The sequence below is a fragment of the Acidimangrovimonas pyrenivorans genome (assembly GCF_042643245.1).
Taxonomy (GTDB): domain Bacteria; phylum Pseudomonadota; class Alphaproteobacteria; order Rhodobacterales; family Rhodobacteraceae; genus Acidimangrovimonas; species Acidimangrovimonas pyrenivorans.
On the sequence record NZ_JBHRSK010000004.1, the window covers coordinates 1,108,328 to 1,134,964 of the forward strand.

Here is a 26,637-nt window from a genome sequence, read left to right on the forward strand (position 1 = left end):
CACCTCTTGGTCTGTCGGTTTCGTTTCGATGACGTCAATCTGCGCCCTGCATGTCGCAGAACGATCCCGCGAGAGCGCCTTTTTGTATCCATTTGTAACGGCTTCGCGGGTTGATACAGACGGCGACACGCTTTTCCCCCACGCCCGTTCCGAATGGTCTATCAGGGGGACATGGAGAACGAGCCGCATATCCTCATCGTCGACGACCATCGCGAGATCCGCGATGCGGTGAGCCGCTACCTGGAGCGCAACGGCTTTCGCGCCTCCTCGGCCCGCGACGCGGCCGAGATGGACGAGATGCTCCGCACCGGCCGCTACGACCTGATCGTGCTCGACGTGATGATGCCGGGCGAAGACGGGCTCTCGGTCTGCCGCCGGCTGAGCACCGAGGGCACGACCCCGATCCTGATGCTGACCGCGCTGGGGGAAGAGACCGACCGCATCGTCGGGCTCGAGGTCGGCGCCGACGACTACCTGCCCAAGCCCTTCAACCCGCGCGAGTTGCTGGCGCGGATCAAGGCGATCCTGCGCCGGACCGACCGTCCGCCGCACCAGGTCGGCGGCCCGGGTGGGCATGTCCTGCGCTTCGCCGGCTGGACGCTCGACACCGACACGAGAAGGCTGGTGGCCGAGGACGGACGCGAAGAGACACTGACCACCGCCGACTTCCGGCTGCTGACGGTGCTGCTCGCTCGGCCGCGCTTCGTGCTCAGCCGCGACCAACTGCTCGACCTGACCTCGGGACGCAGCGCCCATGTCTTCGACCGCACCATCGACAACCAGATCAGCCGGTTGCGCCGCAAGATCGAGCGCGACCCCTCGGCCCCCGAGATCATCGTCACCGTGCGCGGCGGCGGCTACAGCCTGGCCGCCGACGTGGAGCGCGCGCCATGAAACGGCTTCTCCCCCGCACCCTGCGCGGTCAGTTGATCGTGCTGATCATCGCCGCGCTGGCGGTCGCCCAGGCGATCACGCTGTGGCTGTTCATCGACCAGCGCGCGCTGGCGGTGCGCTCGGCCCTGTCGCTGGAAGCCGCGGACCGGGCGGGCAACCTCGTGCGCCTTCTGGAAGATGCCCCCCCTGCCCTCGTTCCGGAAATCCTGCGCGCAGCGAACTCGCCGCTGGTCCAGTTCTCGATTGCGAACGCGCCAGCCGTCAATCACCTGAACCATGCTGGCCCGATGCACATCGTCAGCCGGATTCGGGCGCTTCTTGGCGCTGATGACAAGCGGGCGATCCGGGTCGAACTGCACCAGAGCGCGGGGCCGATGCCGGTGATGCCCGGCGCCTCGCCCCAGATGATGCGGATGCATCAGGAGATGAACGCCGGCCAGATGAGCGCGGTCGAACTGTCGCTGTCGATCCAACTAAAGGACGGGCGCTGGCTGAACATGACCTCGCGCTTCCACGATCCGCCCTATCAATGGGTCTGGTCCGAAACCGCGACCTTCGCGCTGACGGCGGCGCTTCTGGGGCTGGTGCTGTGGCTCGCGCTCGGGCGGCTCGTGAGGCCGCTGAAGCGGCTCGCCGCCACCGCGGACCGCATCGGCCGGGGCGAAGAAGCCGGGCCGATCGGGATCGGCGGGCCGGAGGAAATGCAGCAGCTTGCCGCGGCCTTCGCCGAGATGCAGGACCGGCTGGCACGCTTCGTCGGCGAACGCACCCGTCTGCTTGGTGCGCTCGGCCACGACCTGCGCTCGCCGCTGACGGCGCTCAGGGTGCGGGCCGAGATGGTCGACGACGACGAGACGCGCGAGCGGATCATCGCGAGCGTCGCCGAGATGCAGGAGATGGTGGAGGCGACGCTGGCCTTCGCCCGTGGCATGGCGACGGCGGAGCGGGTCGAAACCGTCGAGCTGTCGCTGTTCCTCGGCGCCATCGTCGACGAGTTCCGCGACGCGGGTGGCGAGGTCGCCTTGCAGGGTGCCGATACCAGGCTGCGCCTGCGCCCCAACGCGATGCGCCGCGCGCTACGCAACCTGATCGAGAACGCCCTGCGCTACGGAAAACGCGCGCGGATCACCACTTCGGTGGGCAAGGCGGATGTCCGGATCACCATCGACGACGACGGCCCCGGCATCCCCGAGGACAGCCTCGAGCGGGTGTTCGATCCCTTCGTCCGTCTCGAGGGCTCGCGCTCGCGCGAAACCGGGGGCACCGGGCTGGGCCTGTCGATAGCCCGCACCATCGTCCACGCCCATGGCGGCGAGGTCACCCTGGGAAACCGTCCCGAAGGGGGCCTGCGCGCCGAGATCCGCCTGCCGCTGGGATCGGGCGAAGGGCCGCGCGCAGACGCGACGGTCGGCGTATGATCGTCCTCACCATGGAAGACAGAATGGATCATCATGTTCTCGGCAGCAGGCTGAACAACAGGGTGGCGTATAAAGCATTTCAAATCCAGAATGTGAATGCATTGCACTCTCGCCACGAGGGTTTCGCGTGGCCTTTCAATGCTACGGCGTCAAAGCATCCGGGGCGTTGCCGAGGCCGGTTTCGAAACCGGTCGAAAATGGAGGGAAGAGCGGTCTTTTGAAGAATCCCTTCGCCTCAATAATCAGGGAGAGCTTGGAGACATGACGATCGACAGAAAGGCGCACTGGGACAACGTCTATGGCGAGAAGTCTGAGGCGCAGTTGAGTTGGCATCAGGATGATCCCGGGGTGTCGCTTGAACTGATCGCTATGACCGGTCTAACCTCGGTTTCATCAGTCATCGACATTGGCGGCGGAACTTCACGTCTGGCGAGCGCTTTGCTCGCGATAGGCCTCAATGACGTGACGGTTCTCGATCTGTCGCAGGTCGCGCTGGACGCAGCCCGGGATCGGCTGGGACAAGCCGGTGAAACAGTGACATGGATTTCCGCAGACATCACCTCTTGGGTCCCTGATCGCCCCTACGACCTGTGGCACGACCGGGCAGTGTTCCACTTCCTCGTCGACAGGTCGGAACGCGCGGCCTACCTGAAGAACCTCGAGAGAGGGGTAGGCATCGGCGGCCACGCGATCATCGCCACCTTCGCGCCAGATGGGCCGGAGACGTGCAGCGGCCTGCCGGTCGCCCGCTACAGTCCGGGCGACCTCGCCGAGCTGCTTGAAGAAAACTTCGAGCTCGTGGCGGAGCGCCATCCTCTGCATCACACCCCGTCGGGCAAGAGCCAGTCCTTCCAGTTCAGTCTTTTCCGCCGGCGCCGCTGAGGCCGCGACAGACACCGGTCGATGGCCGCCCTCACGACCCGCCGACGATGAAGCCGGTCCTGCCGCCGCAGGCAAGGGGCGTTACCTTGCCCGTCGTCGGCCCGCTCACGGTGCACCCGGCGGGAATCCGTGCGGCCTCCACCTGCGGAGGCTGCCGCAACGGACAATAGGCGCCCCGCGTGACGGCAGGGGCGCATCCCGCCAGGGCGAGCCCCCCCAACAGAAGAACCCAGCCGCGCAGTCGGGGGCTCCTTCCCGGTCTTGCCGTGCTCACAGCTTCACCCCCCGCAGCCTGAGCGCGTTGCCGATGACCGAGACCGAAGACATGCTCATTGCCGCCGCAGCGATCATCGGCGACAGCAGGAGGCCGAAGACCGGGTAGAGGATGCCCGCTGCCAGCGGCACGCCAAGGCTGTTGTAGACGAAGGCGAAGAACAGGTTCTGCTTGATGTTGCGGAGCGTCGCGCGCGCCAGCTTGCGGGCGCGGACGAGGCCCGCGAGATCGCCACCCAGCAGGGTGATACCCGCGCTTTCCACCGCCACGTCGGCGCCAGTGCCCATGGCGATACCCACGTCAGCTGCCGCCAGTGCAGGCGCATCGTTCACCCCGTCGCCCGCCATCGCGACATAGGCGCCACGCTTGTGCAGCTCGTCCACCAGCGCGGCCTTGTCGGCGGGCAGGACGCCCGCGCGCACCTCGTCGATGCCCAGCTTTCCCGCCACCGCGCGGGCCGTGCGCTCGTTGTCGCCGGTGGCCATGATCACGGTCAGCCCCGCCGCATGCAGGTCGCGGATCGCCTGCGCCGTGGTTTCCTTGATCGGGTCCGCCACGGCGATCAGCCCGGCCAGCGCCTCGCCCGATGCGAGATACATCACCGTCTTGCCTTCGGCCCGCAGATCGTCGGCCGTCTCTTCGGCCTTCGACGGGTCGAGGCCGAGGTCCCGCATCATCGCGGCATTCCCAAGCGCCACGCGCGTGCCGTCGATCGTGCCCTGCACGCCCTTGCCGGTGACGGCTTCGAAATCCTCTGTCCGGGGCGGGTCGATCCCACGGTCCTTCGCCCCCGCGACGATGGCTTCGGCCAGCGGATGCTCGGACCCGCGCTCGATCCCGGCGGCAAGGCGCAGGACTTCGTCTTCGCTGCCGTCCAGCGCCACCACGTCGGTCAGCTTCGGCGCGCCCTCGGTCAGCGTGCCGGTCTTGTCGACGATCACCGTGTCGATCCGCGCCATGCGTTCCAACGCCTCGGCATCCTTGATCAGCACACCGGCCTGCGCGCCCCGCCCGGCGGCGGTGGTGATCGAGATCGGCGTCGCAAGCCCGAGCGCGCAGGGACAGGCGATGATCAGCACCGACACCGCGGCGGCGATGGCAAAGGCCAGCGCAGGCTGCGGGCCGAAAATCAGCCAGACCACGAAGGCCAGTAGCGCGCAGCCCACCACCGTCGGCACGAAGACAGCCGAGACCTTGTCGGCCAGCCCCTGAATCGGCGCGCGCGAACGGCGCGCGTTCGAGACCATCGAGACGATCTGCGACAGCACGGTGTCCGCGCCCACCTTCTCGGCCTCGATGACCAGCGCGCCGGTGCCGTTGATCGTCCCGCCGGTGACGCTGTCGCCCGCCTCCTTCTCGACCGGGACAGGTTCGCCCGTGATCATGCTTTCGTCGACCGACGACCGCCCCTCGATCACCTTGGCATCGACGGGAATACTGTCTCCGGGCCGCACTCGCAGCCTGTCGCCCGCCATCACGTTTTCCAGCGGCGCGTCGTATTCGCTGCCGTCGGGCAGCACCCGCCTTGCCGTCTTTGGCGCCAGATCCAGAAGCGCGCGGATCGCGTCACCGGTGCGTTCACGGGCGCGCAGTTCCAGCACCTGGCCCACGAAGATCAGCGCGACGATCACCACCGAGGCCTCGAAATAGGTGCCGACGCCCTCGCCCGAGCGGTATTCGGCGGGGAAGACCCCCGGCAGGAAGGTCGCGACGAGAGAGTAGAGATAGGCCGCCCCGACGCCGAGCGAGATCAGCGTCCACATGTTGGGCGAGCGGTTCAGGATAGACTGCCAGCCACGTTGGAAGAACGGCCGCGCGGCCCATAGCACGATCGGCGTGGCCAGCACGAACTCGATGTAGCTGGACAGCTGGTGCCCGATCCAGTCACGGATCGGCAGGCCCACCATCCCGCCCATCGTCAGCACGATCAGCGGCACCGCCGCCCCCGCGCTGATCCACAGCCGACGGGTGAAATCGGTGAGCTCGTCGCTGGGTTCGTCCGAGGGCACGATCGGCTCCAGCGCCATGCCGCAGATCGGGCAGGCCCCCGGTTCGTCGCGCACGATCTCGGGGTGCATGGGGCAGGTCCATTGCGTGCCCGGGGCCACGGTGCCCCCTTGCCTGGCCGCGTTGCCGGAGGCGTAGAACCACGGGTCCGCCTTGAAGGTGTCGTGGCACTTGTCCGAGCAGAAGTGGAACGTCTCGCCGCCGAAGGTCTCGCTGGGGGTATCGGGACCGGGGGTCACCGTCATCCCGCAGACCGGATCTGTCACGCTGTCCCCGCCCTGCGCAGCGGCGTGGTGATGGTGCGAATGATGCGCGTGTTCGCTCATGGCGGCCTCCTGACTCTGCAGTTCGGCAGCCAACATGGAGGTTCCAGAGGCTGGAAGGTCAAGGGCGCGCCCGAAATATCACTGGCGGCCCCATCGCGGGAGCCGCCAGTCCGGCTCCGGTCAGTCGCCTTCCATGTGTTTCTTGATGCTCTCGGGAATGTCCGCTTCCGAGAACTTCTTCTGCTCCATCGGATCATGCACGAAGGCGATGATGTCTGCCAGTTCCTGCCCGGTGAACTGGATCTGGGCGCCCAGTTCATTGTTCTGCATCGCGATCATCGCCGGGGCCCCGTGCCACATCTTGGCGGCGAAATCGAACGGATCCATCGGCATCTTCATCGTGCTGGCGTCGAGATTCGGCGCGTCGGTGCCGCCGACCCCGTTGATCGAATGGCAGACCACGCAGCCCTTCGACGCAAACAGGTGCCGGCCGGCGACCGGGTCCATTCGCGGCATGACGAGCCCGCCCATCATCCCGCTTCCCTGCATGGTGCCGGATTGCTGTGCGCCCGCCGGGAGGACGAGCATCAGTGAGGCAGCCATCGCGGCCACCGATACGATTTGAAAACGTTGCATATTCCTTGTCCTTCGTCTGATTGGAGGCGCCGGGACCAATGCCGTCACACTGGCGCCACAGGCCCACGAAGGGCCGCTTCTGCCGTCAGACGAAGGATTTGGGAGGGGGGGCGCTCAGGCCATCGACATGGCCGAGCATCGCGACCGCCTTCACCGGCGGCACATGGCTGGTCCGGGCCTTCGACCCGAGCTCGGTATGCTCCACAGGGATGACAGGCGGCGCACAGAGTGAATGCGCATGATGCCGCGCATGATGGCAACCAGTCAGGGACAGGGCACCGCCATCGTGATGTGCGCCTGCTTGAGCCGTCATGGAGAAGGGCGCGTTGCCGTCCGCGGCGTCGAGCGCGGCCGGCGCATGCAGCGCAACGGTGGCAAGCGCGATCAACAGGCAGATGCTGCGCAGGATCAGGCACATCTTCCGGGCCCGGCAGTGCCGAAATCCGTTGCCAGATGCTGATGCCACCCCATGTCCCATTCTCCCTCGCTACCCGAAGCAGAAGCGCGCCGCGTTGACGTGGGTCAAAGCGCCGCCCTGCCGCGACCGCGCATCCGAGCAGGCGAGAAGAGCGGCTGACGGCTGTGGCAGGAGGTGCTATCGTCGGCTTCCGACAAGACGGAGAAGATGGCCTTGAAGCTATGGACGGCGTGGACGGTTCGGCTGGGAGCGGCGCTGCTCGGCGTATTGCTGGTCTTTTCCGTTCTACCGGAACGGGCCGTCGCTGGCGCAAATCCCGACTGCGCCATCGCCTGCAAAGACCATGACTCTGCCATGCGCGCGGCCACCGCCGACGATCCATGCGGCACGGCCGGACATTGTGCCATGAGCGGCCTCTGTCATTCTGGCGATTGCGCCGCGTCGCCAATTGCGGTGAGCGATGTAAACCGCCTACAACAGCTCGACCGCGGCCTTCGCGCCCGTTTCGAGTGGGCGCAACGGGTGGCCATCGGCAGTTCACCCTCCTTCGATCCTCCGCCTCCACGGTCCTTCGCGTGATCCGACGGGCCGCCGGCCCGATCAATCATCGAACCATTGAAAGGGGCGCGGGCATGGATCCGGCCCCGAAGCGAAGGATCAATCGCGTGAACCTCACACGAAGACACCTGCTTGCCGGCAGCGGTGCGGTGCTTGCCGCGTCCGCGCTGCCGCGGGCAAGCCGCGCCGCCCCCGTGTCGCTGGAGGCCCGCACGGCGCGGGTCCAGTTGACCCCCGAGACATACCCCGCGACCGAGGTCTGGGGCTATGACGGCCGCAGCCCCGGCCCCGAGCTGCGCCTGCGACAGGACGAGAGGCTGCAACGCCGCCTCGTCAACCGGCTGGCGCAACCGACGACGATCCACTGGCACGGCATCCGCATTGCCAACGCGATGGACGGGGTGCCGGGCCTGACGCAGCAGGCCGTCCCGCCGGGGCAGAGCTTCGACTACGATTTCGTGCTGCCCGATGCCGGAACCTACTGGTATCACGCCCACCAGGCCTCGGCCGAGCAGGTGGCCCGCGGGCTGTCGGGCCCGCTGATCGTCGAAGAGGCGGAGGCGCCCGAGGTCGATCACGACCTCGCCCTGATGCTCGACGACTGGCGCATCGACCCGGCGACCGGACAGATTGCCGACGACTTCGGCAACCTCCACGACCTCAGCCATGCCGGGCGCTACGGCAATCTCGTCACCACCAACGGCGCCTTCGACTTCGCCCGCGACCTGCGCCCGAACGACCGGCTGCGTCTGAGGCTGATCAACGCCGCCAACGCGCGGATCTTCGAGTTGGGCCTCTCCGGCCTGGAAGGCTGGGTGGTTGCGCTCGACGGCATGCCGCTGCCCGCCCCCCGGCCGCTGACCGAGGCGCTGGTGCTCGCTCCGGCGCAACGTGCCGACCTGATCGTCGATGTGACAGCCAAGGCGGGAGAAACCGCGTGGCTGGCCCGCGCGGAACGCGATGGGGCGGTCGGTCAGGCGCGTTTCCCGGTGGCCGGCACGGGCACGAAGCCCCGCCGAGACGCCCCTGCCCCCCTTCCCCCCAACCCGCGAATGGAGGTGACCGGTCTTGCCGACGCCCGCAGCATCTCCTTCCGCATGGAGGGCGGCGCAATGGGGCGGATGCAAGCGGCGGTGCTGGACGGCAAGCGCCAGAGTTTCCGCGATCTGATGCAGGCCGGGCAGTTCTGGGCCTTCAACGGCGTGGTCGGGCGCACCGAGACACCGCTCGTCACCGCCGCGCGCGGCGAGACCCTGCGCCTGCCGATCGTCAACGACACCGCCTTCCCACATGCGATGCACCTGCACGGCCACCACTTCCGCGAGGTCCGCTCGGATGGCACCCTCGGCCCGATGCGCGACACCCTTCTGGTGATGTCGGGCGAGACGCGGGAGATCGCCTTTGTCGCCGACAACCCCGGCGACTGGCTGTTCCATTGCCACATGCTTTCGCACGCGGCGGCTGGGATGACGACCTGGCTGAGGGTGACGGCATGAAGACGATGCAACTTGCGATCCCGCTTGCCGCGCTTCTCGGGGGTGGAGCGTTGTGGCTGGCGTGGCCCCAAGGAAGCTCTGCGCTTCCGGTCCAGCCGGCGACGGTCGACGTCGCGGCGGGCGAAACCCTCTACCGGGCCAACTGCGCTTCCTGTCATGGCACCCGCCTGGAGGGCGCCGCGGACTGGCGCGAGGCACGAAGCGACGGCACCTTCCCGCCGCCGCCGCATGACCGGACGGGCCACACCTGGCACCACGGAGATGCGCTGCTGTTCGACTACACCAAGCTTGGCGGAAAGGTGATGCTGGCGCGCGGGGGCATCGCCGGCGCGAGCGGCATGCCGGGCTTCGGCACGACCTTGAGCGACCAGCAGATCTGGGACGTCCTCGCCTATATCAAATCGACTTGGCCGCCGCGCGTCCGGGCGGTCCAGACCGAGCGCACCAAGGCCGAAGCGGCCCAGGGAGGGTGACTACCGGCGCGGGCCGCGGGCGGCGACCCCCGCGGCCCGTCCGATCATTCGGCGGCGACAAAGGCCGCCTTCTTCGAAAGGCGGGCGCGCAGGCCCCATGCCTGAAGGCGCAGGATACCGAACACCGCGCCCCAGTAGACCAGCCACGCCCTCACGGTCACCGCGTCGGGCACCGAACGGTAGCCGGTCAGCGCAGCGACCAGCCCGCCCAAACGGCTGCCGTCGTCGAGGATCGCGCCGGTATCCCAGAGCGGCGCCATGAAGAGCAGCACGCCCGCGGCCAATCTTGCCGTTCACACGACCGCCGCCGTGCCGCGACGCGGCCAGGCGAGCCGGTCGTTTGCCGTTCTTGCCTGAAACTGGCGCTGGGGAAGGCCCGCCATGCAGACCGAGCTGTCGCTATGCCAGCGACTTGAGAGCCGCTCCACCCAGGGCCGAAACCATCACCACCAGCCATGGCGACGCCTTCCAGGCCGTCAGCAGGACGAAACAGATCAGGGCCAGCGTGAAATCCCTCAGATCGCCAATCGCGCTGGTGAACACGGGCGCATAGAGCGCGGCGCCGAGGATCCCGACGACTGCGGCATTCGCCCCCTGCATCAGCGATTGCGCGCTGGCCATCGACCGGAAGCGGTCCCAGAACGGCAAGACGCCGATAAGGATCAGGAAGCCGGGCAGGAACACGGCGAGGAGCGCGAGAGCTGCGCCAGCGATGCCGTTCGGCGCCGGCCCCAGCACCGCGCCCAGGTAGGCGGCAAAGGTGAACAGCGGTCCCGGCACCGCCTGCGCCGCGCCATAGCCGGCAAGGAAGGCGTCGGGCGTCACCCAGCCGGGTTGCACGACCTCTGCTTGGAGGAGCGGCAGAACGACATGGCCGCCACCGAACACCAGCGCACCAGAGCGGTAGAAACGATCAAAGACCGCCAGCGCCTGCGACCCGCCCGCGACCAGCGGGAGCACGATCAGTATCCCGAGGAAGGCGACGAGCGCCACCATGGCGGCCCGGCGCGTGACCGGCATGGGGACATGTCCGCCGACGGGCGCCCCTGTGCCGCGGCCCAGGGCAAGCCCGGCTGTCGCGCCCAGAAGGATTGCTCCTGCCATTCCGAACACCCCAGGCACAAAGGCCAGGATCGCGACCGCTGCGACCGCGATGGAAGCGCGCTCCCTGTCGGGGCAGAGGGTCCGCGCCATGCCCCAGACCGCCTGCGCGACGATCGCCACCGCGACAATCTTCAGCCCGTGCAGCGCCCCGATACCGACCGGTCCCGCAATGCTGGCGGCGGTCATCGCGAAGACCAGAAGCACCAGCGCCGAGGGCAGCGTAAAGGCCGTGAAGGCGGCCAGGGCCCCGAGCCAACCCGCGCGCATCATCCCGAGGGCGAAGCCTGTCTGGCTCGAGGCCGGGCCGGGAAGGAACTGACACAACGCCACCAGATCGGCATAGGCGCTGTCGCTCAGCCACTTTCGCCGCGTCACCAGCTCGTCGCGGAAATACCCCAGATGCGCGATCGGGCCGCCGAAGCTGGTCAGGCCCAGCTTCAGGAAGGTCGCGAAGACCTCGCGGGGCGTTCCTTGCGCCGGGAGCGCTTCCTTTCCCTGTAACCGGTCGGTCATCTCGTCCTTCTGCATCCCCGAGGTCGACCGAGCTCCGCGCCCAAGACGGTCCACGCCTCGAATACGCAATCCCACGCCTCGCGTAAATGTCGCGTGGATACGGCGCGGTCAGTCGCCCGAGCGCTGATACTCGAGATAATCGTAGCCGCGGGAGCGGTAGATGAAGAACGAGATCAACCAGGTGCCGACGAAGATGCCGATGATGAGAAAGCCGATATTGCCGAGGTTTTCGTTCAGCGCGCCGATGGCGTCCCATACCGGCCCCGTCAGATGGAAATGCGCGCCGATCAGGCCAAGCGCCTCGACGCCGCCGACGACGAGCGCGACGATTACCGACACGCCGGTGATCGTCATGTTGTAGTAGAGCTTGCGGATCGGCTTAACGAAGGCCCAGCCGTAAGCGCCGAGCATCAGGATGCTATCGAGCGTGTCGATCAGCGACATGCCGGCGGCGAAGAGGGCCGGAAACACCATGATCGACCAGATATCCAGCCCCTTGGACGCTTCCGCCGCGGCGACGCCGAGCAGGCCGACCTCGGTCGCGGTGTCGAAGCCCAGACCGAACAGAATGCCAAGCGGATACATGTGCCACGACCGCGTCACGAGGCGAAAGGCGGGCCGCAGGATTGCGGTCAGGTAGCCGCCGCCGCTCAGCAGGTCGTCCATGCAATCCTCTTGGAGCCGGCGGCCCGCCTTGACCTGCCGGAAGGTGCGGTAGGTCCGCTGCAGGATGACGATGTTGATCAGGGCGATCAGAAGCAGGAAGACCGCCGAGACGCTGGTGCCGACGATGCCGCCGACGGAGTGGAACTCCTCGATCCGGTCCTTGAAGGCGGTGGCCGTCGCGGCGACGGCGATCGTGGCCAGCACGACGATGGTCGAATGCCCCAGCGAGAAGCAGAGCCCGACCCCGATCGGCTTCTTGCCATCCTGCATGAGTTTGCGCGTCACGTTGTCGATCGCGGCGATATGGTCGGCATCGACCGCGTGGCGCAGGCCAAAGCTCCAGGCCAGCAGGGCCGTGCCGATCAGCACCGGATACTCGCGAAAACTCACGAGCGCCCAGCCCCAGGCCAGCAGGTTCATGCCGATCAGGAAGGTGAGAAGGCTGAGTATTCTCATGCGTAGCGCGGGATCATCGAATATCCGCCCAACTGATACGGTCATGCCTTCTACCCAGGTTGCCTCGACCAACAAACTCCCGGCGACGGTAGATCACCGACTCCATAATGCATAGCCCATAGGATTCTCTCGACGAGGCGTTGCAGGAGATCGTGGATGAACTGCTGCTGGTGACCCCACTCCTTCACCGATCGCCAAAGTTTGGATTTGATCGACGCTTTCCCTTTCTCCTCGGGAGAAAGGAACGGTTTAACGCAGAACTCGCCTCGCTCGAAGAAGCCCAAGATCTTCTGCTTCAAGACATCGAAATCTCCAGCCACGCCGCCCCTCACCGGGCGGCGTGATGCATTTTGGACAGCCACGAACCTCTTCAAGCCGCGAGCTACAGCCTCGCCGCCACGGGCACCGGTGACGAAGAAACTCATGCCATCGGTTCTTGGGCCGCGGGAAGGCCGGGCAGCATCTTCCGTTCCCAGGTTTCGATCAGGAAAAGTGCGACAGTGCTCGCGGCGTGGAAGGCGGCGGCACTGCCGAGGCGTCAGGCATCGAAATGATCGAAGATTTCAGGCCATGAATCGCTCATGTGCGAGAATGTGTCTCGGCGATCGAGCTTGGAGAGGCTCACTCCGTAGATCTCTCGGGCCTCTTTCTCGGCCTCCCTGCGCGTCAAGACATGGCGGCGGCGCGGATCTTCATCGCACCAGGCCGCGCGCTCTGCCTTCGAGTCGAAGCCCGCGAGACGCTCAACGGGCCGCCCATTTATCGTCGTGAGGCTCCCTGCCTGCGCTTGCCTGAGCGCGTAAAATGTTCTGCTCATGCTCTTGCCTTTCGTGTTTGTCCGGGGTGGGCTTCTTCCCTTGCCCCTTCCAAGAAGATAGGGACGGCAGGCCAAACCGAAAAAATGGCTGGCGCCACTTTTTACGCTTTTTTCAATAGCTTTGAAGATTTATGAAAGTTTTTCCCTATTATCCACGAGAAAAAGCAGAGGATGTGCGAGCCTTGCAGGTTGCAGCTTCGCGAGACATTACTGCCACTCGCTCGATATCCGCTGCGCCTGCGAGGGGGCCAGGAGGGCGGAGAGCTGCCGTTCGCCGCGCCTAAGACGAGCGGCAGCAATGCGCAAAAGCGGACTTTACAAAACTGGTGTTCCGTCTCGGAAGAGAGCTGAAATCATCGGACATCCCGACTGATCCCCCGCGTCGCATTGGGCGATGAGCCCGGCCAGCGCGGACTGCATGGCCCTCAGATCGGCGATTTTGGCGGTCACCTCGTCCAGATGACGGGCTGCCATGTCCTTAACCTCGGAACAGTCGACATCCCGGGAATCTGCAAGCGCGAGAAGTGCCCGAACCTCATCCAGGCTGAATCCGAGAGCCCGGGTGCGACGGATGAAGGACAGTCGCTCGACCTGCCTCTCGTCATAGAGGCGGCGGCCACTGTCCGTGCGCGGTGGTTCTGCAAGAATGCCGATCTTCTCGTAGAACCGGATCGTTTCGATGTTTGTGCCGGTTCGCTTTGCCAGCGTCCCAATCTGGATCAATGGCTCGTTACTCAAGAAATCGCGCTCCATACCAGAATCCCTCTTGATCCTGTAGTTACTACAGGACCTATGATGATTGTCCAGACGAACCGAGACTGATGGACGGGATGATGAGCGGAGACTTCGCAAACTCAGGGCCGAACTCGACAGGTGCGGGTAGAGAGCGCGAAACAGGTGTTCGGCTCCTATCCTTGGGTGGGATCGCCGCTGCAATCGGTGCTGCCTCATGTTGTGTGGTCCCGTTCATTCTCTTTGCGCTCGGCGTCAGCGGAGCCTGGATCGGCAATCTTACGGCTCTTGAGCCCTATCAGCCGATCTTCGCAGCTGCCTCTCTCGGGTTCATCGGGTATGGCGCGTGGCGGCTGCGCCGAAAACGGCAGGTCGCCTGTTTCGATGGCTATTGCGCCTCGCCGCAATCCGACCGCGTCGCCCGGATCGGGCTCTGGACCGCCGGCATCCTCGTCATCATCGCCGTCGCCTTTCCATACGTCATCCGTGCGGTCGTGTTCTGACCTCGTTTCATAGGAGATCCTGATGCAGAAACAGCTATTTGCCGCAGCCCTTGCGCTTGGCCTCACTGCAGCACCGCTTGTCGCACTTGCGTCGGACAGCAACACCGTCATCCTTGACGTGCATCACGCGGGCTGCGTTCTTTGCGGCCCGATCATCAAGAGCAGCCTACAGCATGTGCCAGGGGTCAATTCAGTCGCGGTGAGCCAACCCAACGGCATGGCCGACGTCACCGCCACCATCGCCTACGATCCAGCAAAGACGACCCCGACCAAGTTGATCAAGATCGTGACCGATCGCGGCTATCCCGCGGAAGTGATGCAGTAGAAGCGCAGGTCATTGATCTGGTCGCGGCGGGAACAAAAGCTGTGACAGCATTTTGGCGCAGCAACAGAAGCATGAGCTTGAAAGAAGAGACGCGATGACGGACCTGAAGATTTTGGGGATGACCTGCGAGTCCTGTGCTGCGCATGTGAAAGCCGCGCTTGAGAATGTGGAGGGTGTGGGGCAGGCCGATGTTTCGTATCCGTCAGGGTCGGCGAGGGTGATGACCACCGAGAAAGTCCCGATGGAGGACCTGCTCGGCGCCGTGGCGAACGCCGGATATCGCGCAGAATTCAGGGGCGCAGATCAGCAGGCACGAGATCAGCGTGCCCCGGGTCCGAAAACGGCACGGCTGGCGGATATTCCACTGCAAGAGGGTCCAACAGCAGGCAAGCTGCATGTCGTGGTCATCGGCAGCGGCAGTGCGGCCATGGCGGGCGCCCTCAAGGCCATCGAACGGGGCGCCAAGGTCACGCTGATTGAGCGCGAAACGATCGGTGGCACATGCGTCAATGTCGGCTGCGTCCCGTCCAAGATCATGATCCGTGCCGCCCAAATTGCGCATCTGCGGCGCGCCAGCCCGTTCGACGATGGAATTGACGCGGCGATGCCGACCATCCATCGCGACCGGCTTCTGGCTCAGCAGCAAGCCCGGGTGATCGAGCTGCGCAAGGCAAAATACGAAGACATTCTGGATACCAATCCGGATATCACTCTGCTTCGCGGGGACGCGCGCTTCGAGAGCGAGCAGTCCGTGATCGTCCGCGGCCCAGACGGTGAAGAACGGTCCATCGGTTTCGACCGGTGCCTGATCGCCGTCGGTGCCAGCCCTCAAATCCCGGATATTCCCGGGTTGCAGGGCACCCCCTACTGGACCTCGACCGAGGCCCTTGCAACCGATCAGATCCCAGACCGCCTCGCGGTCATCGGCTCGTCGGTCGTCGCCGTGGAACTGGCGCAGGCGTTCGCGCGGCTCGGCAGCAAGGTCACGATCCTCGCACGTCACCGGCTGTTTTCCTATGAGGATCCCGCGATCGGCGAGGCGCTTGCCGATGTGTTCCGCGAGGAAGGCATCGAGGTCAGGGAAGGGACCTCGGCAATGTCGGTCGCCTACTCCGAAGGCGCGTTCGTCTTGGCTATCGACCAAGGCGAACTGAGGGCCGATCGCCTGCTCATTGCGACCGGGCGCGCGCCCCAAACAACGGATTTGTGTCTCGAGACTGCCTCTGTCGCCAAAGATTCCCAGGGTTCCATCCTGGTCGATCAGGAGATGCGGACGAGCAATCCGCGCATCTACGCCGCGGGCGATTGCACCGATCAGCCGCAATATGTCTATGTCGCTGCCGCTGGCGGTAGTCGGGCGGCGGTCAACATGACAGGTGGAAATGCCGATCTCGATCTCTCCGCCATGCCCGCGGTGGTGTTCACCGATCCTCAGATCGCGACGGTCGGATACAGTGAGGCTGCTGCCGCGAAGATCGGAATCCAAACCGAAAGCCGGACGCTAACTCTGGACAACGTCCCTCGCGCCCTCGCCAACTTCGATACGCGCGGCTTCATAAAACTCGTTGCCGAGGCGAAGTCGGGTCGGCTGATCGGTGTCCAAGCCGTGGCGGACGGGGCCGGAGATCTCATCCAGAGCGCCGCGCTTGCGATACGGAACCAGATGACGGTGGCCGACCTTGCCGATCAACTGTTCCCGTATCTGACGATGGTCGAAGGGCTGAAGCTGGCCGCGCAGACCTTCTACAAGGACGTGACCAAGCTGAGCTGCTGCGCGGGCTGACCCATGCACGCCAAGGGACCGAATTGCCCATTCCTTTCCAAGGCGACGCGGGATGCCAGCCCCAGTTTGCCGGTTTCCGTGTCTGCGTCGGGGCGCTTGGCCGCAGAGACATTTCAAGAATCGTGCATTGCAACAGGAACGCGAGATCACAGTATGATGGAGAACAGATGACCAAAGATCAAACCAGGGAGACACCCAACCAGTCTCTTGTCGCCAGCCCGAAGGTTGATGAAGCTATGTCGGCCCTTATGACGGAGGCCCGGCTGGCTGCGCGCTGGAGTGATCTTTCCCCGGATGTCCGTGCAGCGCATCATAGGATACTGCGAGCCTATATCGCAGATGGTGCTCCCCCGAACATTTCCGAATTCTCCACAGAAATTCGTGGGGAATTGAGTCGACGCGACCTGGTCCATATTCGCGATGGAAAAATCGCACTGGCCTATCCGTTCTCGACGGCGGTTACAGACTTTGCCGTCCGCGCCGCTGGCGTCGAAATGCACGCTATCTGCGCGATTGACGCCCTGGGCGTCGCCGCGATGATACAGCACGAGACGAAAGTCACCTGTCTCTGCCCCGTTTGCCGGGCACCAATGGCCCTGACAATTGCGGCTGACGGCTTGACCATGACCAACGTGACTGACCCGACGGCCCGTGTTTGGACAGGCGTGATGGAGGTCGGCTCCTGCGCTGCCGACAGTCAATGCACCTCGATGCGAATGTTCTGCTCACCGGAGCATCTGGAGGTTTGGCGGTCGGATCGGCCCGGCATGCGTGGTTTCGATCTGACGCTTGAAGAAGGCGTGCAACTCGGAGCAGAAATCTTCCGAGCCTTCTTGCGAGAACCGGCAGAGCCTGGCCCTGAAGCCGTGGATACATGAGGCTCTGCGATCAGAGGGTTTCCGCGCCCGGTGAGAGTTTCTACGCCGCTCGAAATTCCAGTTGTTCCATCATTGCCCCCGCTGACCTTCGCGCTTGGCGTTTCTTGGGGTCCGTTTTCAGGCTCGGTCCGGTCATCCGCTGCGACAAGCCCGAATGTCCTGTGAGGGCCGTCCGCGACCGACCGCACCACACTTCATCTGCGAGCTTGACCCGGCACGTTGCGGACAAATCGGGCTTGGAGGCGTCCTTCGCCGTGAAGTGGATCATGGCCACCGAAGCCCCCAAGCGGGAGTGCGCCTCATTTCGCGCCCAACGGCGCAACGGAGCAGCCCGCGCATCTGATCGACGACCGGGATGGGCTTCCAGACCGTCGTCGTTTCAGCGGATGCATGTCCCGAGGCCGACTTCCGGGTCCGGACCTTCGTCGTCGGCACACGGTGGTTCCAGCGCCACAGGATCTCATCGAGATACCGCTGGAGGTGCTGTCTCCCCAGCCGATGGTAAACCCCGATCAACGCGCGCTGCACGACGGCGTTCACGGCCTCCGCGGTGTTGATATGCGCCCCGGTCCTGCGGTCGGCATATTCGTGCTTGTTGTGCTGCACCGTCATGTGCCCGGCGAAGGCGGTGCCGATTTTCTTGTAGGTCGAGTTCTTGTCGGTGATCATGACCGAGCCCAGGTCGATCCAGTCCTTGATGACCGGCCCCATTGTCCGCCCCTGGGCATTCGGGACGAGAACCGCACGCGCCTGGCCATTTCGAGCGGCGGCCACCAGGACGATCGGCTTCCCGGTGCCGCGGCCCCTCTTGTTCTTTACCCCGTGCTTGAACTTCGGCTTCCCACCGACAAAGGCCTCATCGACCTCGACGACGCCGGACAACTGGCCGGCGATCCCCTCACGGTCGTCCATCAGTTCCCGGATCGCGTGGCCGAGCTTCCACGCCGTTTTCTGGTTCACCCCAAGGATGCGCGCCATGACAACTGATGAAATCCCCTTGGACGAAGTCAGCACGAGGAACATGGCGGCGATCCAGATGCGCAGGTCAAGCTTCGTCGCGTGGAGCGGCGTCTTCGTGGTGACGGTGAACTGCCGCCGACACTCCTTCTCGGCGCACTGGTAGAGACCGGCGCGCGTGGTGTCGCCCCGAAGCCGTGTCGAGCGCAAGCTGCCACAATGCGGGCAGAAGCGGTCCCCGGCCCAGATCGCCTGCTCGAGGAAGATCCGGGCATGGCGCTCGGTCGGCATCTTCTTCCAGACATCGCGCACGGACTTGAGTTCGGTGATCATAATCGAGCCTCGCTTTAGGGGATCCCATAGATTGGCTCTTTCCTGAAAACGCGAAGCGACTACGTGATGGCCGTCATTAGGCGCCGATGTGGCAACCTACATTGGGAATACCGGGGAAACGGCTTTGTTTCGTGGATAATGGCGAAGTTTTTCGCGGTATGGGCTGGTGCCCGGGGATGGGCCCCGCGCCGGGGCCCACTGCCGGGGTGTCAGAACGGGCGAAGGAACACTCTGTTTTCCTCAAGCCAATCGGGCAACTCTCTCGGGGAAATCCGCCAATGGGTTCCCCTTTCCGCGTCTTCGAAAAGAAGCCCAAGCGCCTGCGCGGCTTTCATCGTGGCGATGAACTCGGCGTCGTCGATCATCGAGAGCTGGATCAGGAGACCCTTGAGATCGCCGTCAAGGACGCGCCAGCCAACGCACTTGCCACTGTCGAGTTCGGTGCTCGGGACTCCCAGGCCACTGGCGCAGGTGGAGACCGACCGCTCGCCGCCTTCCTCGAAGCGGGCCGTGAAAGCCGGGCGCTGGTAGAGGGCCGCGCCTCTACTCCAAGTGCGTGGGAACCGGCAGCACGACGAGATTGGCAAGCCGAACCTTCTCCTGCAACGTCATCTCGTCCCCATACACTTCGCGGTCACGGATCGCCTTGACGCTGTGGCCCATCATTTCGCCACGGTCTTCCTGACTGATACCGGCCTTTTTCAGACGGCTCTCCCATGTGTGGCGCAAACCGCCGATTGTGTGATCAGGCGTCGGTAATAGCTTTCGGCTACGGAGCCGTCCGTTGATGTTGGCCGAATAGCCGCTGGTGCCACGGTATCGCGGAAAGCCGTCGGGATGCCGCCGTGCCGCGGCCAATGCCACGCCCACGAGCGGCACACGGCGACCGGAGGGGGCGTTCTTGATCTCGCGCCGGTATTCGCCACTTTCGAAACCGATCCGCAAATGGGGAATCGGGTGGTCGAGAACGATTGCCCCGGGCGGCAAGTCATAGATCTCGGACTGCCGACATCCCGTCTCAATGGAGATGAGCAGAATGTCCCGCGCTTCGAGATTGATGCCGTCCAGTGCGGTCGGCGCGAACCAGCGTTCGGTGATCCACTCGACCGGGATTTCCAGTTTTCTGCTTTCCTTCTTGTGCCGATCCTTCAACGACACCCGGTGATAGGGCTCTGGAGGATCAGGCTGCGCAATGTCCTCATAGTAGCGGCGGAGCATGCCCGCCATATTCGCGAAGTCTTTGTTGGCGCTCTCGATGGAAAGGCTCTCTGCGGCGATCTTCCGCTGCCACCAGACTTTGTGCTTGAGCGCGGCCGCGTGGTCGATTTCCGATACAAGAACGTCCTTGCCGCCGAGCGCCGCCATCAGGTTCGCGGCGGCCCGCTTGCGGGGATTGCGCCACAGCCGCATCTGGTTCTCGCTCTTGAATCGGTTCTCATGGGCCGCAATGCGTTCGACCTCGCCAACCAAGGCCGAGAGCCGTAGAGCGGGCTCCTGGACGCCCCCCAGGAGCGCCTTCGTGACTTCCATGGCGGAATCCGCACTGACGGCCTCAACGCGCTCCAAGATCTCGTCCAGGGGCGCCTCAGAGACCTTGGTGACCGGGCTGTATGTGAATCCCCGCGCTTGAGCGATCTTCTGTGCAGCGCGGTAAGCATCGGCATCCTCAGGGCGCAGCTTCAAGACAAGCATCTGCTCGAAGTCCGCGATAATATTCGCCTCGACGGCTGGCAGCAGTTCCCGCGCGCGGCGCTCACTGTCTGTCTTCAGGCTTCGATGGACTGTCTTGTGCTCCGCGACTTCGAGAAATCGTTTCGGGACCCTCATCCGCAGATACCACGTCTTCCCACGTTTTATCAGTCCTGCCATCCATCACCCATTGTCATTTTCTCGGAAGCTCCCGGCCGCAATGGCCCGAGAGCTTGCTACACATTATGCTACACATTCGGGGTCACCCCTGAAGCTCAATCGTGGCAAAATATCCTTACAAATAAGGCATTTTCGTTGTGCCGTTCGTCACGCTCGAATCTCTGTCTCTCCGCCACTTGCTTCCCTGAGCATCAACAGCTTTTCCCGACCCCGGGCGCGCGCCGCTTGACGGCCGCGGCCGCGCATAGCAGTCGAAGTCACCGGTTTCTGACTGCCGCTCACCTGCCGCTCACCTGCCGCTCACCTGCCGATCGCGCCGACCATGCCGGCTTCTCCCGGCCCGATGCGCGGACGCCCCCCATGATACGCACCCGGCGCAACTTGCGGCGGAAGTCAGGCTCCGTTGCCTTCGTCAGGCCCGATGCGCGCCTGCCGCTCATCGCCCGGGCCCCCGTTGAGGAATGTCGTGACGGCAGCGGACAGCACTCTCGGCGCCTCCAGGGGGATCATGTGTCCCGCCTCGATGACCCGCAATTCCGACGCCCAGATCGCCCTCTTCAACTCTCTGGCCTCGTCCAGCGAACGCAGCCGGTCCTCGCTTCCGGCAACGATCAGGGTCGGGCAAGCGATGCTCGCAAGCCGGTCCAGATCGTCCTCGCGCCGCAGGCGGGCCTGACGGTGGAAGGTCTCGCCGCCGAGCCGGAGACTCATGTCCCGTATGCGTTCGACGAGGGCGGCGTCGCCCTCGCGCTGCGGTGAAAGGGACTTGCGGATCGACTGGCGACTGATCCCGCGAAACCGGGGCAGCTCTGCGCCGGACATGGCCAGTTTCCTTTGCGCCTGTATCTCGCCATCGCCCCGGGCCGAGGTGGCGATCAGGACAAGCCGCCCGACACGCTCCGGCGCCAGCCTCTGGATCGCACGGGCGACATAGCCGCCCATCGAGAACCCGATCAGGTCGAACCGCTCCGGGGCGATCTTCAGGGTCTCGCTCGCCATTGCCTCGATCGTGTCTCCACGGGTCGGGTCGGCATGAACGATGGGGCCGAAAGGCGCGAGATCGTCGATGATGTCGCCCCAGAGATCGGCGTCCAGCATGAACCCGGGCACGAGAACGGTCGCCATCCGGTGGCCCCTTCGCCAATTCGTCGGCTTGCACCTCCGCCCCGTTGGGACGAACTGTCAAGGCCGGTTCAGCGGGCGCAGCTCCCGTCTTGCGCCAGGAGCGCCCGGCGGAAACGGGCCGCCCCCGGTGCTCGATGGCGGCAAGGGTGCGACCCGAACCATGAATGCGTCGCGCTGCAGGCCTGCAGGACCGGGTCGCAGGCCGAGGCCGGCGGCGGAGGCCGGATCAGCTTCTGCGACCGCCGGCAACCTCGCGCCGCCGATGCTGGACAGCCGCCGGCCGCAGCGGGTCGGAGGTCTGCTCGCCAACGCCTGCCAGCATGGCGAGAGAGGGGAGAGCCGATCCTAGCTGCTTCAGCCAGTCCCGGATATGGGCTGCCGGCGCTCCGTGAAACTCTGCGCGGCTCAGCTTGTCCGGGGTCGCGTCACCCGGCCTGGCCAGGCGCGGCGTGGCCTTGCCGCCCACATACCAGACGCTGACCACGCGCCGCTCACTGTCGGTTTCGGCAACGAACATATGGGAAGTCATCTTTCAGGACCTTCCTGCCTACTCAGGTGATGTAATCACATCTCTGTTACCTAGATAGGCCAGCAATCCCCCGGAGGCGCTGAGACATAGTGCCGCCGCGCGGTTCCCGCGCACACCGAGCGGATCGGCGCTTTGATCAGAAGTCCGCCTCGTCCCGCAGGGGGGCGTTCTCCGCTCGGGCCAAGGCAGTTGACGGTCTCCATGGCGGCTCTGCGGCCGCCGGCACTCAGGCCAGATCGGCGGCGACCTCCGTCTCCTCCCAGGGCGGCGCGAGATCGTCGCGGCCCATATGGCCGTAGCGGGCGAGGTCGCGGTAGAAGCGGCCGCCGCGCTCGGCCGGCAGCTCCCACAGCCGCAGCCGCTCGGCGATGGCGCCGACGCGGAAGTCGATCACCTCGCCCAGCCGGGCCGAGATCGCCGCGTCCGGCACCGAGCCGCTGCCGTAGCTGTCGACCTCGACGCTGACCGGCCCGGCATCGCCGACGATATAGGACAGCTGGACCTCGCATTCCCGCGCCAGCCCGGCGACGACCACGGCGCGGGCGGCCTGGCGCGCGGCATAGCCGGCGATGCGGTCGATGCGCGACGGGTCCTTGCCGCTCAGCGCCGGGCCGCTGCGGCGAACGAAGCTGCCATAGGCGTCGTCGGCCGATTTGCGCCCGGTCAGGCCGGAATGGGCGGCGGGACCGGCCGGGCTCTCGGCCGGCAGGAAGACCAGCCGGGTATCGTCGTCGATGCCCGGCAGGCTCCCTAAAGGCGTGGCGGCCAGGGCCGGCGCGAGAACCTCGTCGCGCAGGGCGCTGCGCGCCTCCGCCGCACCGATCTCCGCGCGTTGGCCATAGGTCAGCGCGATCGCCTTCAGCGCCACCGGGCGGCGGTTCTCGAAGCCGACGGCAACCTGGGCCTGGGCGTCGGGCGACAGCCAGGGCAGGCGCCCGTCGCGCCGGGCCGCGTCAAGCGCGGCGCTGATGCGGTGGGCGGCGTCGATCGGATAGGGCATCGCGGTCGGGGTCTGGTCACAGGCATAGCCGAAGGCGCTGACCATGTGGCGCGCCCGCCCCGTGGCAAGCGCCTCCGGCGCCAGGCCGCGATCCTGCGACAGTTCCAGCATCACCGTCGGCACCCGGCCGTGGTCGCTGTCGTCGTAGCCGGCATCGGCCATGACCTGACGCGCGAGCGAGGTGAGGTCGACCGGCAGCTCGGCGCCGGCCCGCACCGAGAGAAAGATCACCCCGGTCGCGATCGCGCATTCGGCGACGATGCCGGCCCGGGCGCCGGCGGACAGGTAGGCGTCGACCACCGCGTCGCTGATCTGGTCGCAGAGCTTGTCGGGATGGCCTTCCGTGACCGATTCCGAGGTCAGGACGAAGTTTCGCATGCCTCCCCCTCCAGCGTTTCGAGTTCGAGCAGCTTACCCTGACGGCCGAGAACCGCCAGCGTCGGCGCCACGGCGGCGGCCAGCGACAGCGCCGCGTCGCCCGGCCCCAATGGCGCGATGCGCAACAACCGACGCAGCGGCGGCACGAAGAAGGGCAGCACCGCGACCCCGGCCGAGGCGAGCAGCGCGCCATTGAGCATCCGGTTGTCGAACAGCCGCCCCGGCTCGGGCCCGGCGCCTTCGCCGCGCTGACGGCTGAGCGCGTAGACAAGCTGCCCCAGCGACAGGGCCAGGAAGGTCATGCCGCGGGTCTGCGGGCCGGGGCCATGGCGGGCCAGACCGGCGAAATGCGCCGCCAGCGCCGAGGCCGAGATGATCGCGCCGTCCACCGCCATGCCGCGGAAGTCCTGCGCCGGGATCACCGGCGCGCCGGCCGCGCGCGGCGGCCGGGCCATCGCCTGCGGATCGGGTTCGGCGAAGGCGAGGCCGAGCCCCGGCAGCACGTCGCTGATCAGGTTGATCCACAGCAGCTCCATCGGCGACTCCACCTCGCCCGGGCCGTGGGCGGCCTCGACGATGCCGACGATGATCTCGGACATGTTGGTGGCGAGCAGGTATTCCAGCGCCCTGCGGATATTGCCGTAGACGGTGCGGCCCTGGGCGATGGCGTCGACCAGCGTCGCCAGCTCGTCGTCGCGGATCACCACATTGGCGACGTCGCGGGCCAGGTCGGTGCCGCTGGCGCCCATGGCGATGCCGACATCCGCCGCCTTCAGCGCCGGGCCGTCATTGACGCCGTCGCCGGTCATCCCGACCACGGTGCCGTCGGCCTGCAGGGTCTGGACGATCTGCAGCTTCTGCGCCGCGCTGACGCGCGAGAAGACATGCGCCTGCCGGGCCAGACCGCCCAGCAGCGCCGGGTCCATCTCGGCGATCTCGGGCGCGTCGATGATCCGCAGCGGGCCGCCGTTCGACAGGTCCAGCTCGCGGGCGATGGCGCCGGCGGTGGCGGCCTGGTCGCCGGTGATCATCACCGTGGCGACGCCGGCGCGGTGCATTGCGGCGATGAAATCGGCCGCGCCCGGGCGCAGCGGGTCGACCATCGCCAGCAGGCCGAGCCAGGTCAGCCCCTCGGGCTCGCCGTCGCGCGGCGGCGCGGTGCCGTCGGCGAAGCCCAGCACCCGCGCCGGGCGCGCGGCCAGCCGGGCGTTGGCGGCAAGGATGCGGCGGCGCTGCGCCGCGCTCAGCGGTCGCCGCCGCTCGCCGGTCAGCACATGGCTGCAGCGCGCCAGCACCTGCTCCGGCGCCCCCTTGACCAGCGTCTTCGGCCCGGCGCCGCCATGCACCGTCACCATGTAGGGCCGGCCCGGCGTGCGCTCGATCAGCCCCGCGCGCGGCCGTGTCGCCCGCAGGCCGGCGGTGTCGATGCCGCCGGCCATGGCATAGTCGAGCAGCGCCCGTTCGGTGGCCGACGAGCCCTCGGCGCCCTCCGGCCCGGGCATCGCATCGTTGTTCAGCGCCGCGACCGCGAGCATCCGGGCCAGCGCGGCGGGCTCGGGCGCACCGTCGAGCCCGGCCTCCGCCGCGACCACCTGCAGCCGGTTGCGGGTCAATGTCCCGGTCTTGTCGAGGCACAGGGTCTGCAGCGCGCCGAGGCTCTCGACGGTGTCGATTCGGCGCACCAGCACGCCGCGCCGCTCCATCCGCCGCAGCCCGATCGACATCGTCGTCGTCGCCACCACCGGCAGGCCCTCGGGCACCGCCGCCACCGCCAGCGCCAGCGCGTCCTTCAGCATCGCCGCCAGCCCGATGCCGCGCATCCAGCCGATGCCGAAAAACACCCCGCAAGCGGCCAGCGACAGCTTGGCCAGCCGCGCGCCCAGCCGGTCGATCTCGGCCTCGACCGGGGCGCGGGGACGGGCCGCGCTCTGGCTCAGCAGGGCGATCCTTGCCGAGGCGGTTTCGCGCCCGGTGGCGACCACCACCGCCCGGCCGCGACCCTCGGCCACCAGCGTCCCGGCATGGAGCATGGTCGGCCGCGCGCCGATCGGCGCCTCCCGCGCGGTCTCGGCCCCGGGATGCTTGGCGACCGGCAGGGTCTCGCCGGTCAGGGCCGACTCGTCGACCTTGAGCCGCTCGGCCGCCAGCACCCGCGCATCGGCGGCGATCACCGTGCCGGGACTGGCGACATAGAGATCGCCGCGCACCACCTCGGCAGCGCGCACCACCAGCCGGCGGCCGTCGCGGATCACCGTCACCGACTCGTCGGAACTGTCCATCAGGCGGTGGATCGAGGCTTCGGCCTGGCCCTCGGTAACATAGCCGAAAACGGCGTTGATCATCACCACCGCCAGCGTCGCCACGGCGTCGGCCAGCCCGCCGGTCGCGACCGAGACCACGGCCGAGCCGGCCAGCATCGCCACCGGCAGGCTGTCGAACTGCTCGGCGAAGAGCTCGGCCTGCGATCGCTGGCGCGCCTGCGGCAAAGTGTTGGGCCCCTCGCGCGCCAGACGGTCCCGGGCCTCGGCATCGGTCAGCCCGTGGTCGGGATCGCTGGCGACATGGCCGCTGACCTCGGCCCCGGCCATGCTGTGCCAGGCCGTCTCGCCCTCGGCCGCGGCCCGGCGCATGCTGCGCGCGACGGTGCCGTCCGGCGCGCGCAGCAGCGCCGCGTGCAGCGCCTCGATCAGCTCCCCGGTCGGCGCCGTGGCGTCGCTGTGCAGGATGACGCTGCCGGTCGCCGGGCGCAGCTCGACCGCGTGGATCGACGGGTGGCGCAGCAACAGCGCCTCCAGCGCCGGCAGGTGGGCGGACAGGCGATGCAGTGCCGGGCAGCGCAGGCGCACCCGGCCGCCCTTCGAGCGATGCGCCAGGGCGACCCGCGGTCGCCTGGCCGATCCGCCCGCGGGCCCCGCGCCCGCGCCGGCCTTCCCGACCGGCTCGGAGGGGGCTGCATTCCAGCGCAGTGTCATCGGCCGCCTTCGCCTCCGCCCGTCAACGCGCGTCCGGCCTTGCGGGCCAGACGCCAGATCGGGGGCTCAAGTCCTGGCCGCCGCCGTCCTTGCCGCCGTCTTCGCCGCCGTCTTCGCCGGTGCCTTCTTCGCCGGTGCCTTCTTCGCGGCCGACGAGCTGGGGCGTGCCCGTTTCGTCGCCGTCGACTTGGCAGCGCCGGACCGGCGCGCCGTCTGCCGGCCGCCCTCGGACAGCTCCTTGCGCGCGCGCTCCCAGTGCAATTCGTGGCGGCCATCGGGCTGCCCTTCGGCAAGCCAGATGAAATAGGCCGCGGTGCGAATGGTTTCCTCTTCGTGTTCGTTGCTCTCTGCGGTCATGGTTTGGCCTCTCCCAGG

27 protein-coding genes are annotated in these 26,637 nt (G+C 66.6%); 10 read left to right on the forward strand and 17 right to left on the reverse strand.

The features are described from left to right. The first annotated feature begins 171 nt into the window (after positions 1–171). The 3 genes from ACFOES_RS08295 (at position 172) to ACFOES_RS08305 (ending at position 3,194) form a co-directional block, all read left to right on the forward strand. A complete protein-coding gene (locus ACFOES_RS08295; RefSeq protein WP_377833018.1) occupies positions 172–894 on the forward strand; it encodes a response regulator in 723 nt (240 codons plus the stop codon). After that, positions 891–2,312, forward strand: a complete 1,422-nt coding sequence (locus tag ACFOES_RS08300) for an ATP-binding protein (protein ID WP_377832766.1) — start codon at positions 891–893, stop codon at positions 2,310–2,312. Before ACFOES_RS08295 ends, ACFOES_RS08300 begins: the two co-directional genes overlap by 4 nt. 261 nt (positions 2,313–2,573) lie before the next feature. Continuing rightward, a complete protein-coding gene (locus ACFOES_RS08305) occupies positions 2,574–3,194 on the forward strand; it encodes a class I SAM-dependent methyltransferase (RefSeq protein ID WP_377832767.1) in 621 nt (206 codons plus the stop codon). A gap of 270 nt (positions 3,195–3,464) precedes the next feature. Here the strand turns inward: ACFOES_RS08305 and ACFOES_RS08310 are convergent, their stop codons facing one another. The 3 genes from ACFOES_RS08310 to ACFOES_RS08320 form a co-directional block, all read right to left on the reverse strand. Then, positions 3,465–5,801 carry a heavy metal translocating P-type ATPase gene (locus ACFOES_RS08310; protein ID WP_377832768.1) on the reverse strand — a complete coding sequence of 779 codons (2,337 nt, stop codon included), beginning with the start codon at positions 5,799–5,801 and terminating at the stop codon, positions 3,465–3,467. A gap of 120 nt (positions 5,802–5,921) precedes the next feature. After that, positions 5,922–6,377 carry a c-type cytochrome gene (locus ACFOES_RS08315; RefSeq protein ID WP_377832769.1) on the reverse strand — a complete coding sequence of 152 codons (456 nt, stop codon included), beginning with the start codon at positions 6,375–6,377 and terminating at the stop codon, positions 5,922–5,924. Between the two features lie 85 nt (positions 6,378–6,462). Then, positions 6,463–6,795 (reverse strand): hypothetical protein, encoded by a 333-nt coding sequence (locus ACFOES_RS08320; protein ID WP_377832770.1) that lies wholly within the window; start codon positions 6,793–6,795, stop codon positions 6,463–6,465. Positions 6,796–7,008: 213 nt separating this feature from the next. Here ACFOES_RS08320 and ACFOES_RS08325 point away from each other — a divergent pair, with 213 nt between their 5' ends. From ACFOES_RS08325 to ACFOES_RS08335, 3 genes are all read left to right on the forward strand, one after another. Next, positions 7,009–7,374: a hypothetical protein gene (locus ACFOES_RS08325; protein ID WP_377832771.1), complete on the forward strand. Its 366-nt coding sequence runs from the start codon at positions 7,009–7,011 to the stop codon at positions 7,372–7,374. Positions 7,375–7,502: 128 nt separating this feature from the next. Next, a complete protein-coding gene (locus ACFOES_RS08330) occupies positions 7,503–8,849 on the forward strand; it encodes a multicopper oxidase family protein (protein ID WP_449222433.1) in 1,347 nt (448 codons plus the stop codon). Further along, positions 8,846–9,322, forward strand: a complete 477-nt coding sequence (locus ACFOES_RS08335) for a c-type cytochrome (protein ID WP_377832773.1) — start codon at positions 8,846–8,848, stop codon at positions 9,320–9,322. Before ACFOES_RS08330 ends, ACFOES_RS08335 begins: the two co-directional genes overlap by 4 nt. A 44-nt stretch (positions 9,323–9,366) precedes the next feature. On the opposite strand, the gene ACFOES_RS08340 is transcribed toward ACFOES_RS08335, so the two are convergent. The 6 genes from ACFOES_RS08340 to ACFOES_RS08365 all read right to left on the reverse strand — a co-directional run bounded on the left by ACFOES_RS08340 (position 9,367) and on the right by ACFOES_RS08365 (position 13,631). Then, positions 9,367–9,594 (reverse strand): hypothetical protein, encoded by a 228-nt coding sequence (locus ACFOES_RS08340; protein ID WP_377832774.1) that lies wholly within the window; start codon positions 9,592–9,594, stop codon positions 9,367–9,369. 127 nt (positions 9,595–9,721) lie between these two features. After that, positions 9,722–10,939, reverse strand: a complete 1,218-nt coding sequence (gene chrA / locus ACFOES_RS08345; RefSeq protein WP_377832775.1) for a chromate efflux transporter — start codon at positions 10,937–10,939, stop codon at positions 9,722–9,724. A gap of 108 nt (positions 10,940–11,047) precedes the next feature. Next, positions 11,048–12,061 (reverse strand): HoxN/HupN/NixA family nickel/cobalt transporter, encoded by a 1,014-nt coding sequence (locus tag ACFOES_RS08350; RefSeq protein ID WP_377832776.1) that lies wholly within the window; start codon positions 12,059–12,061, stop codon positions 11,048–11,050. Positions 12,062–12,111: 50 nt separating this feature from the next. Continuing rightward, positions 12,112–12,486 (reverse strand): hypothetical protein, encoded by a 375-nt coding sequence (locus tag ACFOES_RS08355; protein WP_377832777.1) that lies wholly within the window; start codon positions 12,484–12,486, stop codon positions 12,112–12,114. 113 nt (positions 12,487–12,599) lie between these two features. Further along, positions 12,600–12,878, reverse strand: coding sequence for a hypothetical protein (locus ACFOES_RS08360; RefSeq protein ID WP_377832778.1), 279 nt, complete (start codon positions 12,876–12,878; stop codon positions 12,600–12,602). A 315-nt stretch (positions 12,879–13,193) separates the two neighbouring features. Next, on the reverse strand, positions 13,194–13,631 hold the full coding sequence (locus tag ACFOES_RS08365; protein ID WP_377832779.1) for a MerR family transcriptional regulator: 438 nt from the start codon (positions 13,629–13,631) through the stop codon (positions 13,194–13,196). Positions 13,632–13,699: 68 nt separating this feature from the next. On the opposite strand from ACFOES_RS08365, the gene ACFOES_RS08370 reads away from it, so the two are divergent. The 4 genes from ACFOES_RS08370 to ACFOES_RS08385 all read left to right on the forward strand — a co-directional run bounded on the left by ACFOES_RS08370 (position 13,700) and on the right by ACFOES_RS08385 (position 17,099). Next, complete coding sequence (locus ACFOES_RS08370; protein WP_377832780.1) at positions 13,700–14,113, forward strand: mercuric transporter MerT family protein; 414 nt, start codon at positions 13,700–13,702, stop codon at positions 14,111–14,113. A gap of 22 nt (positions 14,114–14,135) precedes the next feature. Beyond that, positions 14,136–14,438 carry a heavy-metal-associated domain-containing protein gene (locus ACFOES_RS08375; protein WP_377832781.1) on the forward strand — a complete coding sequence of 101 codons (303 nt, stop codon included), beginning with the start codon at positions 14,136–14,138 and terminating at the stop codon, positions 14,436–14,438. A gap of 94 nt (positions 14,439–14,532) precedes the next feature. Further along, positions 14,533–16,221, forward strand: a complete 1,689-nt coding sequence (gene merA / locus ACFOES_RS08380) for a mercury(II) reductase (RefSeq protein ID WP_377832782.1) — start codon at positions 14,533–14,535, stop codon at positions 16,219–16,221. Between the two features lie 167 nt (positions 16,222–16,388). Then, entirely contained in the window at positions 16,389–17,099 is a 711-nt protein-coding gene (locus ACFOES_RS08385) for an alkylmercury lyase family protein (protein ID WP_377832783.1), read from the forward strand. Between the two features lie 264 nt (positions 17,100–17,363). Here ACFOES_RS08385 and ACFOES_RS08390 read toward each other — a convergent pair whose 3' ends face one another. The 8 genes from ACFOES_RS08390 to ACFOES_RS08425 all read right to left on the reverse strand — a co-directional run bounded on the left by ACFOES_RS08390 (position 17,364) and on the right by ACFOES_RS08425 (position 26,619). Then, a complete protein-coding gene (locus tag ACFOES_RS08390) occupies positions 17,364–18,389 on the reverse strand; it encodes an IS1595 family transposase (RefSeq protein ID WP_377832784.1) in 1,026 nt (341 codons plus the stop codon). Between the two features lie 209 nt (positions 18,390–18,598). After that, positions 18,599–18,754 (reverse strand): hypothetical protein, encoded by a 156-nt coding sequence (locus tag ACFOES_RS08395; RefSeq protein WP_377832785.1) that lies wholly within the window; start codon positions 18,752–18,754, stop codon positions 18,599–18,601. Between the two features lie 178 nt (positions 18,755–18,932). Continuing rightward, complete coding sequence (locus ACFOES_RS08400) at positions 18,933–20,258, reverse strand: DUF6538 domain-containing protein (RefSeq protein ID WP_377832786.1); 1,326 nt, start codon at positions 20,256–20,258, stop codon at positions 18,933–18,935. A gap of 393 nt (positions 20,259–20,651) precedes the next feature. Beyond that, positions 20,652–21,383, reverse strand: a complete 732-nt coding sequence (locus tag ACFOES_RS08405; protein ID WP_377832787.1) for an alpha/beta fold hydrolase — start codon at positions 21,381–21,383, stop codon at positions 20,652–20,654. Between the two features lie 226 nt (positions 21,384–21,609). After that, positions 21,610–21,912, reverse strand: a complete 303-nt coding sequence (locus tag ACFOES_RS08410) for a hypothetical protein (protein WP_377832788.1) — start codon at positions 21,910–21,912, stop codon at positions 21,610–21,612. Positions 21,913–22,138: 226 nt separating this feature from the next. Continuing rightward, entirely contained in the window at positions 22,139–23,290 is a 1,152-nt protein-coding gene (locus ACFOES_RS08415) for a methionine adenosyltransferase domain-containing protein (protein ID WP_377832789.1), read from the reverse strand. Next, positions 23,272–26,262 (reverse strand): cation-translocating P-type ATPase, encoded by a 2,991-nt coding sequence (locus tag ACFOES_RS08420; RefSeq protein ID WP_377832790.1) that lies wholly within the window; start codon positions 26,260–26,262, stop codon positions 23,272–23,274. Before ACFOES_RS08420 ends, ACFOES_RS08415 begins: the two co-directional genes overlap by 19 nt. Positions 26,263–26,328: 66 nt before the next feature. Further along, the gene (locus tag ACFOES_RS08425) at positions 26,329–26,619 is read right to left on the reverse strand and encodes a DUF2934 domain-containing protein (RefSeq protein ID WP_377832791.1); all 291 of its coding nucleotides are present in this window, start codon (positions 26,617–26,619) and stop codon (positions 26,329–26,331) included. Between the last annotated feature and the right edge of the window lie 18 nt (positions 26,620–26,637).

Coding starts and splice junctions, on each gene's coding strand:
- ACFOES_RS08320 (WP_377832770.1), bottom strand. CDS start 6,795: ATGTGCCTGATCCTGCGCAGCATCTGCCTGTTGATCGCGCTTGCCACC.
- ACFOES_RS08295 (WP_377833018.1), top strand. CDS start 172: ATGGAGAACGAGCCGCATATCCTCATCGTCGACGACCATCGCGAGATC.
- ACFOES_RS08365 (WP_377832779.1), bottom strand. CDS start 13,631: ATGGAGCGCGATTTCTTGAGTAACGAGCCATTGATCCAGATTGGGACG.
- ACFOES_RS08300 (WP_377832766.1), top strand. CDS start 891: ATGAAACGGCTTCTCCCCCGCACCCTGCGCGGTCAGTTGATCGTGCTG.
- ACFOES_RS08375 (WP_377832781.1), top strand. CDS start 14,136: ATGCAGAAACAGCTATTTGCCGCAGCCCTTGCGCTTGGCCTCACTGCA.
- ACFOES_RS08315 (WP_377832769.1), bottom strand. CDS start 6,377: ATGCAACGTTTTCAAATCGTATCGGTGGCCGCGATGGCTGCCTCACTG.
- ACFOES_RS08305 (WP_377832767.1), top strand. CDS start 2,574: ATGACGATCGACAGAAAGGCGCACTGGGACAACGTCTATGGCGAGAAG.
- ACFOES_RS08310 (WP_377832768.1), bottom strand. CDS start 5,801: ATGAGCGAACACGCGCATCATTCGCACCATCACCACGCCGCTGCGCAG.
- ACFOES_RS08335 (WP_377832773.1), top strand. CDS start 8,846: ATGAAGACGATGCAACTTGCGATCCCGCTTGCCGCGCTTCTCGGGGGT.
- ACFOES_RS08355 (WP_377832777.1), bottom strand. CDS start 12,486: ATGAGTTTCTTCGTCACCGGTGCCCGTGGCGGCGAGGCTGTAGCTCGC.
- ACFOES_RS08410 (WP_377832788.1), bottom strand. CDS start 21,912: ATGACTTCCCATATGTTCGTTGCCGAAACCGACAGTGAGCGGCGCGTG.
- ACFOES_RS08360 (WP_377832778.1), bottom strand. CDS start 12,878: ATGAGCAGAACATTTTACGCGCTCAGGCAAGCGCAGGCAGGGAGCCTC.
- ACFOES_RS08400 (WP_377832786.1), bottom strand. CDS start 20,258: ATGGCAGGACTGATAAAACGTGGGAAGACGTGGTATCTGCGGATGAGG.
- chrA (WP_377832775.1), bottom strand. CDS start 10,939: ATGACCGACCGGTTACAGGGAAAGGAAGCGCTCCCGGCGCAAGGAACG.
- ACFOES_RS08425 (WP_377832791.1), bottom strand. CDS start 26,619: ATGACCGCAGAGAGCAACGAACACGAAGAGGAAACCATTCGCACCGCG.
- ACFOES_RS08350 (WP_377832776.1), bottom strand. CDS start 12,061: ATGAGAATACTCAGCCTTCTCACCTTCCTGATCGGCATGAACCTGCTG.
- ACFOES_RS08405 (WP_377832787.1), bottom strand. CDS start 21,383: ATGGCGACCGTTCTCGTGCCCGGGTTCATGCTGGACGCCGATCTCTGG.
- ACFOES_RS08390 (WP_377832784.1), bottom strand. CDS start 18,389: ATGATCACCGAACTCAAGTCCGTGCGCGATGTCTGGAAGAAGATGCCG.
- ACFOES_RS08420 (WP_377832790.1), bottom strand. CDS start 26,262: ATGACACTGCGCTGGAATGCAGCCCCCTCCGAGCCGGTCGGGAAGGCC.
- ACFOES_RS08415 (WP_377832789.1), bottom strand. CDS start 23,290: ATGCGAAACTTCGTCCTGACCTCGGAATCGGTCACGGAAGGCCATCCC.
- merA (WP_377832782.1), top strand. CDS start 14,533: ATGACGGACCTGAAGATTTTGGGGATGACCTGCGAGTCCTGTGCTGCG.
- ACFOES_RS08385 (WP_377832783.1), top strand. CDS start 16,389: ATGACCAAAGATCAAACCAGGGAGACACCCAACCAGTCTCTTGTCGCC.
- ACFOES_RS08395 (WP_377832785.1), bottom strand. CDS start 18,754: ATGATCGACGACGCCGAGTTCATCGCCACGATGAAAGCCGCGCAGGCG.
- ACFOES_RS08370 (WP_377832780.1), top strand. CDS start 13,700: ATGGACGGGATGATGAGCGGAGACTTCGCAAACTCAGGGCCGAACTCG.